Source organism: Fimbriimonadales bacterium (assembly GCA_035559795.1).
Classification (GTDB): domain Bacteria; phylum Armatimonadota; class Fimbriimonadia; order Fimbriimonadales; family ATM1; genus DATMAR01.
This window is the reverse complement of the sequence record DATMAR010000012.1, coordinates 246,018-262,520: the sequence shown is the minus strand read 5'-3', so window position 1 is coordinate 262,520 and position 16,503 is coordinate 246,018. Positions and strand designations below refer to the sequence as shown.

25 protein-coding genes and 1 pseudogene are annotated in these 16,503 nt (G+C 47.2%); 22 read left to right on the top strand and 4 right to left on the bottom strand.

Annotated elements, in window-relative coordinates:
* The first annotated feature begins 49 nt into the window (after nucleotides 1-49).
* From VNK96_08255 to VNK96_08155, 21 genes and pseudogenes are all read left to right on the top strand, one after another.
* Nucleotides 50-235 (top strand): type Z 30S ribosomal protein S14, encoded by a 186-nt coding sequence (locus tag VNK96_08255; protein HWP31696.1) that lies wholly within the window; start codon nucleotides 50-52, stop codon nucleotides 233-235.
* Nucleotides 236-237: 2 nt separating this feature from the next.
* A complete protein-coding gene (rpsH, locus tag VNK96_08250; GenBank protein HWP31695.1) occupies nucleotides 238-633 on the top strand; it encodes a 30S ribosomal protein S8 in 396 nt (131 codons plus the stop codon).
* 5 nt (nucleotides 634-638) lie between these two features.
* Nucleotides 639-1,193, top strand: a complete 555-nt coding sequence (rplF, locus tag VNK96_08245; GenBank protein HWP31694.1) for a 50S ribosomal protein L6 — start codon at nucleotides 639-641, stop codon at nucleotides 1,191-1,193.
* Between the two features lies 1 nt (nucleotide 1,194).
* Nucleotides 1,195-1,533, top strand: a complete 339-nt coding sequence (gene rplR, locus VNK96_08240; GenBank protein HWP31693.1) for a 50S ribosomal protein L18 — start codon at nucleotides 1,195-1,197, stop codon at nucleotides 1,531-1,533.
* A gap of 3 nt (nucleotides 1,534-1,536) precedes the next feature.
* Nucleotides 1,537-2,043 (top strand): annotated as a pseudogene (gene rpsE / locus VNK96_08235) (30S ribosomal protein S5).
* 248 nt (nucleotides 2,044-2,291) lie between these two features.
* A complete protein-coding gene (gene rpmD, locus VNK96_08230) occupies nucleotides 2,292-2,492 on the top strand; it encodes a 50S ribosomal protein L30 (GenBank protein ID HWP31692.1) in 201 nt (66 codons plus the stop codon).
* On the top strand, nucleotides 2,479-2,919 hold the full coding sequence (rplO, locus tag VNK96_08225) for a 50S ribosomal protein L15 (GenBank protein HWP31691.1): 441 nt from the start codon (nucleotides 2,479-2,481) through the stop codon (nucleotides 2,917-2,919). The genes rpmD and rplO overlap by 14 nt, the downstream gene beginning before the upstream one ends.
* Nucleotides 2,916-4,217 (top strand): preprotein translocase subunit SecY, encoded by a 1,302-nt coding sequence (gene secY / locus VNK96_08220; protein ID HWP31690.1) that lies wholly within the window; start codon nucleotides 2,916-2,918, stop codon nucleotides 4,215-4,217. The genes rplO and secY overlap by 4 nt, the downstream gene beginning before the upstream one ends.
* Nucleotides 4,210-4,779 (top strand): adenylate kinase, encoded by a 570-nt coding sequence (locus VNK96_08215; GenBank protein ID HWP31689.1) that lies wholly within the window; start codon nucleotides 4,210-4,212, stop codon nucleotides 4,777-4,779. The genes secY and VNK96_08215 overlap by 8 nt, the downstream gene beginning before the upstream one ends.
* Nucleotides 4,776-5,522, top strand: a complete 747-nt coding sequence (gene map / locus VNK96_08210; GenBank protein ID HWP31688.1) for a type I methionyl aminopeptidase — start codon at nucleotides 4,776-4,778, stop codon at nucleotides 5,520-5,522. The genes VNK96_08215 and map overlap by 4 nt, the downstream gene beginning before the upstream one ends.
* A gap of 17 nt (nucleotides 5,523-5,539) precedes the next feature.
* Entirely contained in the window at nucleotides 5,540-5,788 is a 249-nt protein-coding gene (infA, locus tag VNK96_08205) for a translation initiation factor IF-1 (protein HWP31687.1), read from the top strand.
* Nucleotides 5,789-5,887: 99 nt separating this feature from the next.
* Nucleotides 5,888-6,001, top strand: a complete 114-nt coding sequence (gene rpmJ, locus VNK96_08200) for a 50S ribosomal protein L36 (GenBank protein HWP31686.1) — start codon at nucleotides 5,888-5,890, stop codon at nucleotides 5,999-6,001.
* A 12-nt stretch (nucleotides 6,002-6,013) separates the two neighbouring features.
* On the top strand, nucleotides 6,014-6,397 hold the full coding sequence (gene rpsM / locus VNK96_08195; GenBank protein ID HWP31685.1) for a 30S ribosomal protein S13: 384 nt from the start codon (nucleotides 6,014-6,016) through the stop codon (nucleotides 6,395-6,397).
* 13 nt (nucleotides 6,398-6,410) lie between these two features.
* Entirely contained in the window at nucleotides 6,411-6,803 is a 393-nt protein-coding gene (gene rpsK / locus VNK96_08190; GenBank protein HWP31684.1) for a 30S ribosomal protein S11, read from the top strand.
* 6 nt (nucleotides 6,804-6,809) lie between these two features.
* The gene (gene rpsD, locus VNK96_08185; protein HWP31683.1) at nucleotides 6,810-7,451 is read left to right on the top strand and encodes a 30S ribosomal protein S4; all 642 of its coding nucleotides are present in this window, start codon (nucleotides 6,810-6,812) and stop codon (nucleotides 7,449-7,451) included.
* 2 nt (nucleotides 7,452-7,453) lie between these two features.
* Entirely contained in the window at nucleotides 7,454-8,470 is a 1,017-nt protein-coding gene (locus VNK96_08180; GenBank protein ID HWP31682.1) for a DNA-directed RNA polymerase subunit alpha, read from the top strand.
* Between the two features lie 5 nt (nucleotides 8,471-8,475).
* Entirely contained in the window at nucleotides 8,476-8,913 is a 438-nt protein-coding gene (gene rplQ / locus VNK96_08175; protein HWP31681.1) for a 50S ribosomal protein L17, read from the top strand.
* Nucleotides 8,906-9,715 carry a tRNA pseudouridine(38-40) synthase TruA gene (truA, locus tag VNK96_08170; protein ID HWP31680.1) on the top strand — a complete coding sequence of 270 codons (810 nt, stop codon included), beginning with the start codon at nucleotides 8,906-8,908 and terminating at the stop codon, nucleotides 9,713-9,715. Before rplQ ends, truA begins: the two co-directional genes overlap by 8 nt.
* A 21-nt stretch (nucleotides 9,716-9,736) precedes the next feature.
* The gene (rplM, locus tag VNK96_08165) at nucleotides 9,737-10,174 is read left to right on the top strand and encodes a 50S ribosomal protein L13 (GenBank protein HWP31679.1); all 438 of its coding nucleotides are present in this window, start codon (nucleotides 9,737-9,739) and stop codon (nucleotides 10,172-10,174) included.
* The gene (gene rpsI, locus VNK96_08160; GenBank protein HWP31678.1) at nucleotides 10,171-10,563 is read left to right on the top strand and encodes a 30S ribosomal protein S9; all 393 of its coding nucleotides are present in this window, start codon (nucleotides 10,171-10,173) and stop codon (nucleotides 10,561-10,563) included. Before rplM ends, rpsI begins: the two co-directional genes overlap by 4 nt.
* A 76-nt stretch (nucleotides 10,564-10,639) precedes the next feature.
* Nucleotides 10,640-11,875 (top strand): MFS transporter, encoded by a 1,236-nt coding sequence (locus VNK96_08155; GenBank protein HWP31677.1) that lies wholly within the window; start codon nucleotides 10,640-10,642, stop codon nucleotides 11,873-11,875.
* On the opposite strand, the gene proS is transcribed toward VNK96_08155, so the two are convergent.
* The 4 genes from proS to VNK96_08135 all read right to left on the bottom strand — a co-directional run bounded on the left by proS (nucleotide 11,872) and on the right by VNK96_08135 (nucleotide 16,110).
* Complete coding sequence (gene proS, locus VNK96_08150; protein ID HWP31676.1) at nucleotides 11,872-13,389, bottom strand: proline--tRNA ligase; 1,518 nt, start codon at nucleotides 13,387-13,389, stop codon at nucleotides 11,872-11,874. The two genes, VNK96_08155 and proS, sit on opposite strands and share 4 nt — an antisense overlap.
* Nucleotides 13,390-13,512: 123 nt before the next feature.
* Nucleotides 13,513-14,130, bottom strand: a complete 618-nt coding sequence (locus tag VNK96_08145; protein ID HWP31675.1) for a PEP-CTERM sorting domain-containing protein — start codon at nucleotides 14,128-14,130, stop codon at nucleotides 13,513-13,515.
* Nucleotides 14,131-14,374: 244 nt separating this feature from the next.
* On the bottom strand, nucleotides 14,375-15,628 hold the full coding sequence (locus tag VNK96_08140) for a S8 family serine peptidase (GenBank protein HWP31674.1): 1,254 nt from the start codon (nucleotides 15,626-15,628) through the stop codon (nucleotides 14,375-14,377).
* A 182-nt stretch (nucleotides 15,629-15,810) separates the two neighbouring features.
* On the bottom strand, nucleotides 15,811-16,110 hold the full coding sequence (locus tag VNK96_08135) for an RNA-binding protein (protein ID HWP31673.1): 300 nt from the start codon (nucleotides 16,108-16,110) through the stop codon (nucleotides 15,811-15,813).
* 203 nt (nucleotides 16,111-16,313) lie between these two features.
* On the opposite strand from VNK96_08135, the gene VNK96_08130 reads away from it, so the two are divergent.
* The gene (locus tag VNK96_08130) at nucleotides 16,314-16,499 is read left to right on the top strand and encodes a hypothetical protein (GenBank protein HWP31672.1); all 186 of its coding nucleotides are present in this window, start codon (nucleotides 16,314-16,316) and stop codon (nucleotides 16,497-16,499) included.
* Nucleotides 16,500-16,503: the final 4 nt, after the last annotated feature.

Genomic DNA, 16,503 nt, shown 5'->3' with positions numbered 1-16,503 from the left:
GATGGTGCCGAAATAACGATTGATTTGAAATAATAATGTGTGATTCGATATGCCAAAAAAGTGTCTAATCGTAAAGCAAAAGCGAAAGCCGAAATTTAAGGTGCGCGCATACAACCGCTGCAGTATTTGCGGACGGGCGCGTGGTTATTTTCGTTATTTCGGAGTTTGCAGAATTTGTTTGAGAGAGTTGGCGTTGAAAGGGATGTTGCCGGGAGTGCGGAAGTCGAGTTGGTAATTATGCATTCGGATCCTATTGCTGACTTCTTGACGCGTATTCGGAACGGCTATCGCGCTAAAAAAGAATATATAGATGCACCACATAGCAAAATGAACGAAGCAATCGCGGCGATTCTAAAACAAGAAGGATTTGTAGGAGGATTCGAAATCATGAAGGATTCCTCCTTTCCAACGCTGCGTGTTCATTTGCGCTACGACCAACAGAAAAAGCCTCTTATGAGGCATATACGCAGAATTAGTAAACCGGGATTGCGCATTTATAAAGGTTACGACGAATTGCAGCCTGTGGCAAGCGGAATGGGTACACGCATTCTGTCTACGAATAAAGGACTCATGACGGATAGAGAGGCGAGAAAACGAAAAGTCGGTGGGGAAGTTATTTGCGAGGTTTGGTAAATCTTATGTCGAGGATAGGCCTAAAAAAAATCACGATTCCTGAGGGCGTGACTGTCGAAGTTGCAGGAAACGAAGTCATCGTCAAAGGTCCTAAGGGAGAATTAAGAGAACGAATTCATCCGGATTTAGTCGTGGAGAAAAGCGATGGAATCTTATCCGTCAAGCGTCCCTCGGATTCTCGTTTGCACAGAAGCCAACATGGCTTAGCAAGGAGTCTCATCAACAACATGGTCGTCGGTGTGAGTCAAGGTTACGAAAAAGTTTTAGAAATTCACGGAGTGGGATACCGTGCGTCTTTGGAAGGGAAAGATTTGGTTTTGAATATCGGCTATTCGCATCCTGTTCGTGTCGAGGCTCCTCCTGGAATCGAATTTCAGGTTGGTACGGATGAAAGAACGCGTGTTCCGATTATTCGAGTTCGTGGGATAGATAAACAATTAGTCGGCAGAGTGGCAGCCGACATTCGCAGAGTTCGCCCCCCCGATCCCTATAAGGGAAAAGGTATCCGCTATAAAGGTGAATTTATAAAACTGAAACAAGGCAAGAGGGCAACAGCGTAATATGCGAGATATGCGCGATATTCGACACAAGCGGATTCGCAAACGCGTGAAAGGAAACGCGGAGCGTCCGCGGCTTGCCGTGTTTCGCAGCCTGAAACACATTTATGCACAAATAATAGACGATGAAAAAGGAGCGACGATCGCATCAGCGAGTTCTTTGGAAAGAAAACTCGATAACGGTGGAAATATCGAAGGTGCGAAAATCGTCGGTAAACTTATCGCAGAAAGAGCGAAAGAGAAAGGAATTCGAGCCGTTGTTTTCGATAGAGGAGGGTTTCGTTACGGTGGAAGAGTACGTGCCCTTGCCGATGCTGCCCGAGAAGCGGGTTTGGAGTTTTAATTTATGCCGAAAGTATCTATCGCAGGAAAAAGAGAAGACGTAGAAGGCTTAGACGTTCGCGTCGTACAAACGAACCGCGTATCGAAAACCCATAGGGGGGGGAAAACCGCTTCGTGGAGTGTTTTGGTCGTAGTCGGTGACGGAAAAGGTCATGTAGGAGCAGGATTAGGCAAGGCTTTAGGTATTCCCGATGCTATTCGTAAAGGCGAAGAAGCCGCAAAAAAAGCGATGATCGAAGTCCCTATGGTCGAAAATACTATTCCTCACGCGGTCATAGGAGAATTGGGTGCGACGAAAGTGCTCCTTCGCCCAGCGACACCGGGAACTGGCGTAGTTGCAGGTGGAGTCGTACGCGCGATTCTGGAATGCGCAGGAGTTCGTGACGTTTTAGCAAAAACTTTAGGAAGCAGAAATGCAGTGAACAGCGCTTGGGCAACGATGAAAGCGCTTTCTTCGCTTGTTTCTCCGAAAGAACAAGCCGCAAAAAGAGGATTCAAATTAAAACAAATTGCTCCGTGGTTCGTGAAGGATGAGGAAGAAGAGAAAGAGCAAACAGTCGAAGTTCAGCCTCCATCGGCTGAAGTTCGTGAGGAAGTATCTGCAGAGACGGAAAGTGAAACTCCGATTCGAGAAGAATCGTTAGAAACCGAAAAAATGTCAGAAATGCCAGAAACCATTAAAGAAACAGAGGCTATGCCCGAGACCACTGAAGAAAGTCCTGTTGTAGCAACGACGCTCGAAGAAGGAGAGGATGAATCATGAAAATCCGAGTTAAGTTAGTCCGCTCCCCAATTGGCGAGAAAGAAACACACAGAAAAACGATTCGTGCTCTTGGTCTTAGAAGGCTCAATCAAGTGGTTATCCACGAGGATAGTCCATCGCTTCGTGGAATGCTCTACAAAGTGCGTCATATGCTCGAGGTAATGCCAGTCGAAGAGGAAACCCATGCATCTCGGTGATTTGAAACCTGCTCCAGGAAGCAAACGCGAACGAGTTCGCGTCGGTCGTGGAATCGGCAGCGGGCTAGGGAAGACCTGCGGTCGAGGAACTAAAGGGCAAAAAGCGCGGAGAAATATTCACCCGGCTTACGAGGGGGGGCAAACTCCGATTCATCGAAGATTGCCCGTTCGCAAAGGTTTTCGCAATCCGAATTCCAAAGAATACGCCGTTGTCAATCTCAACAAGATAGAGAAGTCGTTCGAAAGTGGTGCGGAAGTAACTCCTGATATTGTCATTGACAAGGGTCTCGTGGGTGATTTGAAAGACGGTTTGAAAATTTTAGGTTTTGGAGAGTTAACGAAAAAGTTGCGCGTAAGTGCCCACGCGTTCAGTAAATCTGCGGAGGAAAAAATCAAAGCAGCAGGCGGAGAAGTCGTGCGGCTATGAATTTCGTAGACGTATTTCGTGCGGCATGGAACGAACCTGATCTAAGACAGCGAATCCTTTTCATTTTTCTCATCTTCGGGATTTACGCAATTGGCATCCATATCCAAGTGCCTATCGGAAATATAGACCCGAATCTCATCACGCAAAAACTTCAGCAAAGCGGCGTATTGGAAATGATTAATATGTTCACAGGGGGAGCGTTGAGAAGATTGAGCATATTTGCGCTCGGGTTGAACCCATACATCACTGCTTCCATTATCATGCAGTTGGTCACCGTTGCGATTCCTTCTTTGAAAAAGGAAATGATGGAAGGTGGCCAATACGAAAGAATGCGAAGAGCGCAACGCACGAGAGCATTAACTCTCGTTCTGTGCGCTTTTCAAGGATGGGGCTTCCTCACGCTTTTGACACAAGGAATTCCTCTTTCTGCATGGGAAAAAGTTCAAATCGTAGTTCTCTGGACTGCCGGTGCGATGTTCGTTTTATGGCTGGGTGAGCAAATTCAAGAAAAAGGAATTGGCCAAGGCGTGAGTTTGATGATTTTCGCAGGCATCGTCGTCTCCTTCCCCATTCAAACCGCAGCAGTTATTCAGCAGGTACGAGAAGGCACGATGGCGATTTGGCGGGTAGTGGCATTGTTCGGAATTTTCGTCTTGCTCACAGGGCTCATCGTTTTCTTCACCCAAGCGCAGCGCAGAATCATGATTCAGCACATGCGTCGTACTGCAGGGGCAAAAATGCTCGTGGGTGGAAGTTCCTATCTCCCTATCCCGGTGAATGCAGCGGGAGTTATCCCGATAATCTTTGCCGTAACGCTCCTTTACCTTCCGGCACAAATTGCACAATGGTTTCCACCCGGTTCATGGATGGGCGAACTCTTTAGTAATATCGCCATCTATTTCAACCCGCGGCCAGGTGCTTTCTGGTACCAATGGTTAACAGGCACTATCATTTATGCGCTCCTTATCTTCTTCTTCACGTATTTTTATACTGCGGTGCAATACAATGTAGAAGAAATTGCAGGGCATCTGAAACGCAGCGGCGCATATATTCCCGGAGTTCGTCAAGGAAAACAGACCGAACAGTTTTTGGACCAAGTCATTTCACGAATCACAGCGGTGGGGGCATTCTTTTTGGCATTCGTTTCTCTCGTTCCTTATTGGATTCCGCAAATTACCGGCGTTGCACAGTTTAGTTTTTTGGGAAGCACATCGTTATTGATTATCGTAAGCGTAGTGTTGGATTTGATGCGACAAATCGAAGCGAATCTCATCATGAAAGGTTATTCCCGTGCCTAAACGCATTGTCGTATTGGGACCACCAGGGGTAGGAAAAGGGACACAAGCAAAACTTCTTTCTGAACGAAAACGAATTCCCACGATTTCAACTGGGGACCTTCTTCGTAAATCTATAGCAGAAGGCACTCCTTTGGGAAAAATCGTGAAGGAATACGTGGAATCAGGAAAACTCGTTCCTGACGAGATCATTACCGAGGTCGTCAAGGAGTGGCTCGATTCCCAGGAAGCGAAAGATGGTTTCTTGTTGGACGGTTTCCCACGCACCATCGCACAAGCAGAATCGCTGGAGCAAATCCTGAATAGTCAATCGCAAAAGCTGGATTGCGTGCTGTACTTCGTCGCGCCATTAGACGTCGTGAAGGAACGCTTATTCAATAGAGCGAAAATCGAAGGCAGGTCGGATGATACACCCGAATTAATCGAGAAAAGGTTCTCCGTTTATCGCCAGCAAACAGAACCCCTTGTCGAGTTTTATCGTTCGCGTGGTCTCCTTCGTGAGGTAGATTGCACAGGCAGTATCGAAGAGGTATACGCAAAGGTCAAATCCGCTATTTGTTCATGATCGTGCTCAAAGCCCCCCCTGAAATTGAAATTATGCGCCGATGCGCTAAAGCGGTTGCAATCGCTTTACGGGAAATGTCTAAAGCCATCGCGCCGGGAATAACGACGGCGGAGTTGGACAAAATCGGCGAAAAAACCCTTCTCGAGTTAGGCGCGCGTCCGTGTTTCAAAGGTTATAGAAATTTTCCAGCCGCAGTTTGCATATCCGTGAACGAGGAAGTAGTCCACGGCATTCCAGGTCCACGAATCCTAAAAGAAGGAGACATCGTGAGTTTGGATGTCGGTGCGGAGATCGAAGGATATCATGGGGATGCCGCTTGGACTTACCCGGTCGGGAAAATTAGCCCCGAAGCGACTCGTTTGCTCAACGTCGCTCGAGAATCTCTCATGCAAGGAATATCTCAAGCCAGAGAGGGAAAGCGAGTGGGGGATATCAGCCACGCGATTCAATCTTATGTAGAAAGCCATGGATACAGTGTCGTCCGAGACCTCGTCGGGCATGGAATAGGCAAGAAACTTCACGAAGAGCCGAGTATCCCTAACTTTGGAAAACCCGGCACAGGACCCAAACTAAAAGCAGGAATGGTTTTATGTATCGAGCCGATGATTAACGCAGGTAAGTATCAGGTGCGTACCCAGCCCGATAAATGGACAGTCGTGACAAAGGACGGCTCTCTGTCTGCCCATTTCGAGCATATGGTACTTGTAACCAAAAGCGCCCCAGAAATACTCACAAAATTATAGGTGGACTCCTAAAACATATGCCAGAACAAAAAAGAAAAATCAAAACCAGTGAAAAAGAACGAGCCCTCGAAGTCGAAGGCACGGTCATAGAGCGCTTGCCCGGGGAAAATTTTCGGGTCAAACTCGATACCGGGCAAGAAGTACTGGCGCATATCAGCGGGAAAATGCGCATGCACTACATCAAAATCCTCCCCGGTGACCGTGTGAAGGTGGAACTCAGCCCTTACGACCTGACTCGAGGCCGTGTGGTTTATCGATATAAATAGTCATTTGACGCATAAAAATGTGGGCTTTTGGGGTATACTTCACCTCTCTCTGGGTTCTAAGGACCTCCCAGGCTATTCGTTTCCAAAGATCAATTCCCGATGAAAGTACGACCGAGTGTAAAGAAAATGTGCGTAAAGTGCAAGATCATACGGCGCAAAGGCGTCGTACGCGTCCTTTGTACGAACCCCAAGCACAAGCAGAGACAGGGGTAACAACGGAGTTTTATGGCGAGAATAGCAGGAGTTGACCTACCGAGCAATAAGAAAGTCGCCTTTGCCCTTCCCTATATTTACGGCATCGGACGCACCTCTGCCTTGAAAATTTGCCAAAGCACTGGGATAGATCCGGATCGTAAGGTCCGAGAATTGAGCGATGCGGAGATCGCGAAAATCCGTGAAGAGATAGACCGAAACTATCAAGTCGAAGGGGACTTGCGAAAAGAGGTTCAGCAAAACATTCGGCGTCTAATCGAAATCGGATGCTATCGCGGGTTACGTCATAGAAAAGGTTTGCCCGTACGCGGTCAGAGGACGCGACATAATGCACGAACTCGTAAAGGACCTAAGAAGACTGTAGCCGGAAAGAAGAGAGCACCATCACCGAAGTAATTTCAAAAATCATATGGCACGTAAATCCACACAAAAACCGAAAGCAAAGACAGCAAAAAGTTGCGTTCACGGAATCGCACATATCTTGTCTACTTTCAATAACACAATCGTAACGATAACGGATAAAGAAGGCAACGTCCTCTGCTGGTCGAGTGCAGGACGTGCCGGCTTCAAAGGAAGCCGCAAAGGCACTCCCTTCGCAGCGCAAGTCGCAGCGGAAAACGCAGCACGACAAGCGCAGGAATTCGGAATGAAACGTGTGAATGTTTACGTGCAAGGACCGGGGAGTGGCAGGGAGACTGCGATTCGAGCCATTCATGCAACAGGAATCGACGTGGTTTCCATTCGAGATGTGACCCCCCTACCTCACAATGGATGCAGACCACCGAAGAAGAGGAGAGTATAGAGAGATATGTCAGTTGTTTGGGAAACAAAGTGTCGTTATTGCAGGAGTGCGGGCACGAAACTTTATTTAAAGGGCGACCGTTGCTACACTCGTAAATGCCCTATCGAAAAAGAAGCCAGAAGAAAACCACCTGGTCAGCATGGAGGAACCGCTGTTCGTCGTAAGATGACGGAATTCGGCGAGCAGTTAATGGAAAAGCAAAAACTGAAAAGAATGTATCAACTCAGAGAAAGACAGTTTGCTCGCTATATGGATGAAGCCTTCCGCAGACGAGGTGTAACCGGCGAAAGTTTGCTACAACTTTTAGAAACGCGGCTGGATAACGTCGTCTATCGTTTAGGATGGGCTTCATCGCGCGGACAGGCGCGTGAATTGGTATCGCATCGGTTTTTCACCGTGAACGACCGAATTGTCAATATTCCGAGTTTCCAGGTGCATCCAGGAGATGTTGTCGCTTTGCATGAAAGCAAACGCGATTCTAAATTCATCCAGGACGAAGCGATTAAGAGGGTTGCAACGACCTCTCCCCCACCTTGGCTCTCTTTGAACCCCGAAACTTTCGAAGCGAAAGTACTTCATCTCCCGTCGCGACAAGAAATCGATACCCTGATTAACGAACAATTGATTGTAGAATTCTACACGAGATAACTATGACACCGACATCTTTAACAACACTTCAAACACAACTGCAAACTTTGGAACTTACCGAAACCTACGGAAAGTTCGTCTTATCACCCCTCGAAAGAGGATATGGACAAACGATAGGAAATTCTTTGCGCAGGCTGCTGCTCGCCGGTGTGCCAGGGGCAGCCGTTACAGCGGTTCGCGTGGAAGGAGTTTTGCATGAATTCGCTCCTATTCCAGGGGTGAAGGAGGATATGAACGAACTCCTTCTCAATATCCGCGATCTCGCCATTCGAGTGAACCGTGATCGCCCCCCCGAAGAAGACTTCGAACTTTTGGTAGACGTCAAAAAGAAAGGTCGAGTTACAGGAGCAGACGTTCAATGCCCCTCGGATGTAGAAATCGTGAATCCGGAATGTTATCTCTGCACGATTAGCGAATCGAATAGGAGTTTGTACATCGAAATGTATGTCTCATGGGGAACAGGATACGTTCTACCGGAAAGGCACGAAAAATATAAGGGAAAAATCGGAATCATTCCGGTAGGCTCGAACTTTACGCCAGTCAAAAAGGCGAATTACACGGTGGAAGCCACGCGTGTGGGGCAAAGAACCGATTTCGAACGTCTGACGTTGGAAGTGTGGACGAATGGCGCAGTTCAGCCCAATGTCGCGCTTTGCCAGGCTTCGGAAATTCTGAGCAAGTATCTGCGAATGTTTTCCGATATCGCCCCAGGAAGCATGAAGCTCGGCTTGCTCGATGAAGGGGAAGCAACGCCTGAACTAGCAGGAGTTCCTGATGTTCGTATTGAGGAATTGGATTTCACTCAACGAACGTACAACTGCTTGAGAAAAGCGCATATAGAAACACTCAAAGATATCATGCAATACACGGAAAGCGAATTATTAGCTATTCGTGGTTTCGGCAAAAAAGCGCTCGATGAAGTTCGCGAAAAATTAGCCGCAAGAGGAATCAAACTTCGCCCTGGAAAAGCGCATCTCGAAGCCTTAGCAGAAGAGGAAGACGAAGACTACGAGGAATAAGCGCTATGTATCACAAAATAGATAGAAGAAAATTAGGGCTTCCGAGTGACCAACGGAAGCATTTATTGACCAACCTCGTTCGGCAACTAATAAGGCATGGTTATGTTCACACGACCGTAACACGAGCAAAAGAATTAAGACGAATCGTAGAACCATTAATTCGGCTCGCGCAAGAAGATTCTCTTTCTGCACGTCGCCAAGCGAGAAAAATATTGGTGGGGCACAGTCGGAGCATTCCTTCTTCGGACCCACGTCGTATCGGAACGTCTTTGGAGGAACAAGCAGCGCGCTCGCTGATCAACGGCGAGGATTTGGTGCATTACCTTTTCACACGTGTCGCTCCGAGATTCTCGAATCGCAACGGAGGATACACACGCATAACACGAACGGGTAGAAGAAGAGGGGATGCGGCACCGACTGCGGTGATCGAATTGGTTGATTGAACGAAAAGTAAAACGAATCAAACTTGTCGTTCAATACGACGGAACGGATTTTTGTGGATGGGCTGAGCAATCTCAGGTTCGCACAGTCCAAGGAACCTTGAAAGAATCTATTCGACGAGCAATCGGCGAAGAAGTGGAATTGCGAGGTGCGAGTCGCACCGATTCGGGAGTACATGCTACCGGTCAAGTGTGCGATTTCGCAACGCATGTGCCTATTCCATCTGAAAAATGGCCGAGAATCTTGAATCGGCTACTTCCGATGGATATGCGAGTCTATCGCGCTTCTTTCGTTCCATTGCGGTTTCATTCGCGTTTTTTCGCTCGTTCGAGAGTGTATGAATATCGCATGGTAGAAGATGAGCACCCGAATCCGATGATAAGTCGCTACGTTTTCAATGCAGGATATTCGTTGGATGTCGAGGCGATGAACTCTTGCGCACAATTGCTTTTAGGAACCCATGACTTTTCGGGGTTTGCGATTGGGGTGCAGGAAATCGAAAACCCTGTTCGTACAATGTTGGTTGCAAATGTAAACAGAGTGAGAGACGAAGTGCGAATCCGATTGGAAGCGACAGCGTTTTTGCGAGGAATGGTGCGCAAAATAGCAGGTGCGCTTTGGGAAATCGGACGAGGAAAACGCTCCGTCGAAGAATTCGAAGCGCTTTTACAAAAGGAAGTCTGGATGAAGAGTAAGCCGCCACGAGTCTTACCTCCAAAAGGGCTAACCCTCGTAAAAGTAAAATATGGAAGACGACTTCGAGATATTCGAGAAGAATATGGCACAATGGATGAGGACGAATAGACGACGATGCTGAATAAAGTTATGAAAACAACAATAGTAAAACCGAGTGAAATGCAAAGAAAATGGTACGTAGTGGATGCTACGAACCAACCTATCGGCCGTCTGGCAGCGGTCGTCGCCCGAATTTTAACGGGAAAACATAAACCGACGTTTTCGTATAATGTAGACGTCGGTGACCATGTTATTGTCATTAATGCATCGAAAGCGATTCTAACAGGAAAGAAAAAAGAGGAGAAGATTTATTGGCATACCATGCACCCTCAAGGGTTGCGCAGTGCAACACGCGGAAATTTATTGACGACTAAACCAGAAAAACTTATCCACCGTGCAATTTGGGGAATGATGCCTAAGCACAGATTAGGTAGACAAATGATTAAGAAACTTCGAATTTATCCAGGCGCTGAACATCCGCATAGTGCGCAAAATCCAGAAATTCTGTCGTTAGGAGAATCGAAATGACCGACAACCAATATTACGCCACAGGAAGACGAAAGAACGCGATCGCCCGAGTGTGGTTAAAACCAGGCTCTGGGAAAATTGTCGTTAACGGCAAACCTGTGAGCGAATACTTCGGAAGGAAAGTTTTAGAAATGGTCGTTTTGAGTCCATTGCGCGCAGTAGATATGGCGGATAAGGTGGATGTAATAGCGGATTCAGAAGGAGGTGGCTTAGCAGGACAAGCAGGAGCAGTCAAATTAGGAATCTCTCGGGCTCTTGTAGAGATGGAAAATGAATTAAAGCCAATAATGCGTCAAGGCGGATTTCTCACTCGTGATCCCAGAGTGAAGGAACGTAAGAAATACGGCCGTAAACGAGCAAGACGCGGATTCCAATACGTAAAAAGATAAATCAACACGAAAAATCACAATCATTCGAAATGCATGGACGCGAAGAAATAATGCTTCGCGTCTTTATTTTTGTGTAGTGAACGTTACGAACCAACAAAAAATAAAAGCGATATGGCTGCGACCTCAAGTCGCACCGTTGCTAGCGCTTGCTTTGCTTTGTGAGTTAGGTGTAGCTATCTTGAATGTCGCAGTAATGCCCGTTTACCTGCGGGATTTGAGAGGATTTTCAGAAGGTGTCGTCGGTCTCGTCGTTATGTCATTTCTTCTCAGCGAAGCCTTTTTCAAATCCTTTATGGGTCATTACACAGACAAATACGGAAAGAAATTCTTTTTGATTTCTGCACCGATGATATGGTCTATAACTCCGATACTTACTTTATTGATTCCCATGGGATACGGAGTGACCGAAACCTTGGCGATTGCAGGATTGAGAGTTCTCGATGGTTTGTCTGCGGCGATGCTCTGGCCTGCTGCTTATGCATCTGTTGCGGAAGCAGTCGGACCACGAGAACGAGCGCATGCGCTTTCACTCCTTAATGTTTGTTTTATGATTGGTCTTGCGCTCGGTCTTCCTATTGCGGGGGGGCTGAACGGACTCTTCGATAATCCAGGCGCTGGGTTGTTCGCCGCATCGTTTTTGTTTGTTCTTGCAGCCCTTATCGCTGTTTTCTTCCACCCTAAATCATCGCGGTCTCACGTAGACGTTGCTGAGGAATATCGGATCAAAGACATTTGGTTATGTTGTAAAAAGATCCCACTTCTTTTAATTACTGCTTTCGTTACTTTTTTGGGAGTAGGGTTTCCTATGGTTCCTTTGCAGTGGTTCGCGAAAGATGAATTGAATCTTACTCAGGCGGAGTTCGGTGGGTTGGCTCTACCCGCCGGGATTCTTATGGCACTTGCGAGCGTGCCTCTGGGTTCTTGGGGGGAGCGTATAGGGAAAGAAAAAGCCGTTCAATTAGGACTCGGAATGTGCTCGATCGGTATCTGGCTAGTTGCGTTAGGTGCATGGATTCCATTTCTGCAAACTCAAATCGTATTATCCTTAGGCGCAGTTTTGGTAGGGCTCGGTTTTTTACTCGCAATTCCGAGTTGGTATGCGACGGTAAGTCATATACATCCCAAGAGGTCTGCCTCCTATTTGGGGGCAGTGATGACGGCGCAGGGATTAGGGGCGATTATCGGACTGGTCATCGGATCGAAAATGTATGAATTCAATCACTACGCGCCTTTTGTCGCATGCGGAAATGCTGTTACACTCGGTTTCTTTTTGTCGTTTTTTGCACTCGATAGATTAGAAAAGCGCACCTAATAGGCTTTTCCGAAAACTACTCTGCGTTCGCTCGGTTTACCTGTAACGATGCATCTGCCTGGGGTTTCGTCGGAAGGATCGAGTGGTTCTAATGGGATGCATCGTATCGTCGCTTTCGTTTCTTCGGTGATTCGTTTTTCGGTTTCTTCCGTGCCATCCCAATGCGCAAGCACGAATCCAGGACCGCCTTCCTCATCGAATACTTTTTTGAATTCTTCATAGGAATCGAGTCTGTGTGTGTTTTCGTCACGGAATTTTCGAGCCTTTACGAGAAGGTCGTTTTGCATGTCATCGAGGAGTTGCTGAACGCTCGTAACGAGTCTTTCGAATGGCACATTTATTTTCGTGCCCGTGTCTCTTCTTGCAATCACACATTGCTCGGATTGCAAATCTCGAGGTCCTAATTCGACGCGCAAGCATGCTCCACGCATTTCCCAATCGTTAAATTTGAATCCTGGCGTTTCTTTTTCGCGTTTGTCTACTTTGCATCGAATCGGAGAACCGTCCCAACCTGCTTTTCGAAGGATTTCGGAATAACCGTCGCAAGCTTGGAAAACTTTTTCGCGTACTTTTTCGTTTCCCCCCCAAATTGGGACGAAGACGACCTGTAATGGAGCGAGGCGCGGTGGACAAATCAAACCTTTGTCGTCCGAATGTACCATCACGAGCGTTCCGATCAACCGAGTCGAAACTCCCCAACTCGTCGCATAGACATATTCGAGGTTTCCTTCTCGCGTTGCGAATTGTACATCGAATGCCTTTGCGAAGTTTTGTCCCAAATGATGCGAAGTTCCCGCTTGCAAACAGCGTAAATCTTGTGTCAATGCTTCGATAGTATAAGTATGGTCTGCCCCTGCGAATTTTTCGCTCTCTGTTTTTCTTCCGGCGATCACCGGGACTGCCATCCATTCTTCTGCAAATTTTCGATAGATACCCAAAATCAAAAGCGCTTCTCGTTCTGCTTCTTCGTAGGTTTCATGCGCTGTATGCCCCTCTTGCCATAAAAATTCAGCAGTTCTCAAGAAGAGTCTTGTCCGCATTTCCCATCGCACGACGTTCGCCCATTGATTGATTAATATCGGTAAGTCGCGATAACTTTGTATCCATTTGCTATACATATTCCAAATCACGGTCTCGCTCGTTGGCCGAATGATCAATTCTTCTTCGAGTTTCGCTTCTGGGTCTACAATGAGTTCTTTCGTTTCTGGGTCCTCTTTCAAACGATAATGAGTTACGACCGCGCATTCCTTCGCAAATCCCGATACGTGTTCAGCCTCTTTAGCGAAAAAAGATTTCGGAACGAAAAGAGGGAAGTATGCATTTTCATGTCCGGACTCTTTGAACATTGCATCCAATGCGCGCTGCATGAGTTCCCATATCGCATAGCCATGCGGTTTGATGACCATGCATCCTTTCACGCCTGAATAATCCGCCAACCCCGCTTTGATAACGACGTCTTGATACCAGTCGCTGAAACTCAAATTCCGTGGAGTGATATGAAATTCCTTATTCATGAACTAAAAAGTTTGGCATTAACAATGAGGGATGGTGAGTCTCTAAAGAGGCGTTCGTTGCAGAATGATAGGGGCAAGGCTCAAAACCATCCTTGCCCCTAATGCACCAAAGAAGGCTCTAGATTATTTGCGCTTTCTTGCAATCAATGCCGCAAGCCCTAAACCAAGTACAGCCAACGTGGCTGGCTCAGGAACGGGGTCGTACTCCATATCATCGTGCATGATATGTCCTGCGCCCCAGTTCGAGAAGATCTCGACGGCTTTAATGGGAACGCTGGATTGCCAGCCGTCCCATGCCCAGGCCGAGTTTCCTGCTATGGCTTGGATTGGCATTACACCTATCAACCCACCAGCGGCATCATAGAAGTACGCTGTAGCCCCGGAGTCTTTATAGTTCGTGGTGAAATATCCTCCGAAACGCATCGCTGGTACATCGAATTCCCAACGGACTCCGACTCCATAAGTGGGGCCCATGAAATACTGCCCACCATGAGGATACGTGACGTAGTAATAACTCCAACCAGTCGTGATGTGCAAGCCTTGGCCAGAACCGACTTGATAGATATCTCCAGCGCCTCCGAACACATCATAGTGTGGAAGGAACTGGAATTTGGGCAAGTCTGCTCCTTCGAAGCCTTCTTTATATAGCCCTGAGAATGGGCCTATCGCGGTGAGCTGTGCGAAGACACAACTCGCGAGAAAGGAAGCGCTTAGAAACGTTGCTAAGCGAAGAAGTTTCATTCTTCTCACCTCTCTTTTCCAACGAAACTTGGCAAAAGACATATCTTTTGCCTCGAATTCATATTTTACATCCTTTTGTTGAGGATATTCGTTCTTTCGGAATTATTTTTTTAATTCCCAGCAACTTTTACAGTAATTTTTGTTTATATCGATTCGCACTCCTCCACGCAAATAGAAATACCGTGGAGAAGTTAAACACTACCTCAAAAAAGTAGTGCTGTAGATAGCCGCTATTGAAACTCTTTTACGGGATCCCTGGGAGCTTACCAGCCCTTGCAGACTTAAGCGCTTTGAAGGAATTCACCCGACCCCAGCCATAAGTACTATCGTTGCCTTTTGCTCCTAAATCATCGCAAGAGCGTTCAACGATCAATTCGACTTGTTGCGAAGTCAATTTGGGGTTGAAAGACCAAACGATTGCAAAGACACCGTTTGCAATGGGAGTTGCCATGCTCGTTCCACTTAAAGCCGCATACCCACCACCTATATACGTACTCCATATATCCGTTCCAGGTGCGAAAACGTCTACTGCCTTGCCGTAAGAAGAAAACCAAGCGCGGTTGTCATTGGGGTCTGTAGCACCAACTACCACGACGTCAGGATAGTCAAACCAGGAAAGATTCGTGGACGAATTTCCTGCCGCATAGAGATAAAGTCCGCCCTTAGAGCGAATATATGCACCAGTGGTCTGGATGGTAGAATACTCGACCCCTGAATAACTCGCACTGATAACCTTAGCACCGTGATCTACTGCCCAACGTGCCCCTTCTAAGAGGTCATCCAAGGAAGCGCTTCCACCGGGTGAATTCGTTACCCTAATCGGCATGATTTTGAAATTCCAACCTACACCGACGACACCGATGAGGTTATTCCCGATTGCCGCTGCGCATCCGGCTACATGGGTGCCATGGCCATTGATATCGCTCGTATCGCCGCCATCACTTTCGGCTTGTCCACTCGCGGAGTTGTAACCGGGCACGAGTGAAGTCAGAAGGTCCGGATGCAAATGGTCTACACCAGTATCGGTGAATGCACAAATAATGTTCGAAGTGCCGGTATAGATGTCCCATGCTTTTGCTGAGGCAATATTCACGTGTTGCCATTGCTGTGGATAAAGCGGGTCATTCGGATCAGTTACTGGATACACAATCCAATTCGGAATCACGTATTCGTAATACCCAGTGCCCATTAAACGCTCGGAATATGTGTTTTCATCGAATCCTTTCGGGACAGCGACAATGTATTCGTCCACTTCGTCGTGGTATTCCAAAGTGTTCGAAAGAATACGCATGCGCGAAGCGATTTGCGACATCAAAGCAAATGCTGAATTTCCTGTCTTTTGAACAAGAGTCGAAAACGAATGGGGTTTAACTATCATCATTCCGGAGAATTCGAGCACTCCGGGTTTTTCGATGAAACGGCTGGGTTGGGCTTGAGGACTTGCCGTACACCAGAATAATGTTAGAACCGAGCAAGAAAGCCCTAAAGATATTCTCATGGTAACAGCACCTCCAATAAAAGCCAAAAGTAATTATAAGACGAGATTAGAACCTAATATTTCTCGATGATTTAGCCTATACTCAGAGCAACTTCTCTAAAGTAGAAAAATCGAGCCTCGGGTTTTGGGGCTTCTCTAAAACAAAGAAGACGAGTTTGAGGAAGGTGTGACTTAACCTTTGATTATCTTCCTCTGCCACGACCACGACCGCCGAAGTTTCCTTTCGAGCGATATCGGTCATTGTCTCGACGCTCTTCGCGCGGTTTGGCTTCGCTTACTCTAATAGTACGTCCGCCGAGGTCGCTTTGGTCGAGAGCCGCGATGGCTGCATCGGCTTGCTCCTCGTCAACGTCTACGAAACCGAATCCCCGACCTTCGATGATGCGGGCGGAGCGAGCTCCGTAAGGGGCGAAAAGGTCCACTAAATGAACCTCAGTGGTGGAATAAGGAAGATTTCCGACATATAACGATTTTGTTGCCATTCTGACCTCCTTTTAGGTGTCTGGTCCAGGCTCGGGTTCGCTCTCGGTCAACAGTCTGCTTAGAGGTTCAGAATGCCAACTTGCGGGTTCGGAGCCTAAGATACGTTTATTATATAACAATAATCCTCGAATCGTATGTCAAGACGGAAAAAAATACGAGGTTTTCGACTAAGTGCCTCAGATGTGGGATAATTAGAGTGTAGATGAATATCTCGAGCGTCATCGTGGTGTTTGTCGTTATAGTAACTATGTGCGCATTGAATTTTTCGAAGCCAGAAGAGGCATTGCAAAGGGTCGGTACGCGCCCGGGGGATATCGGCAAGGCGCAAAACCCCGACGAGGTAGCGGCAGCGCGGCGTCATGAGTTGGCATCGCTCGCCGCTGGTTGATTCT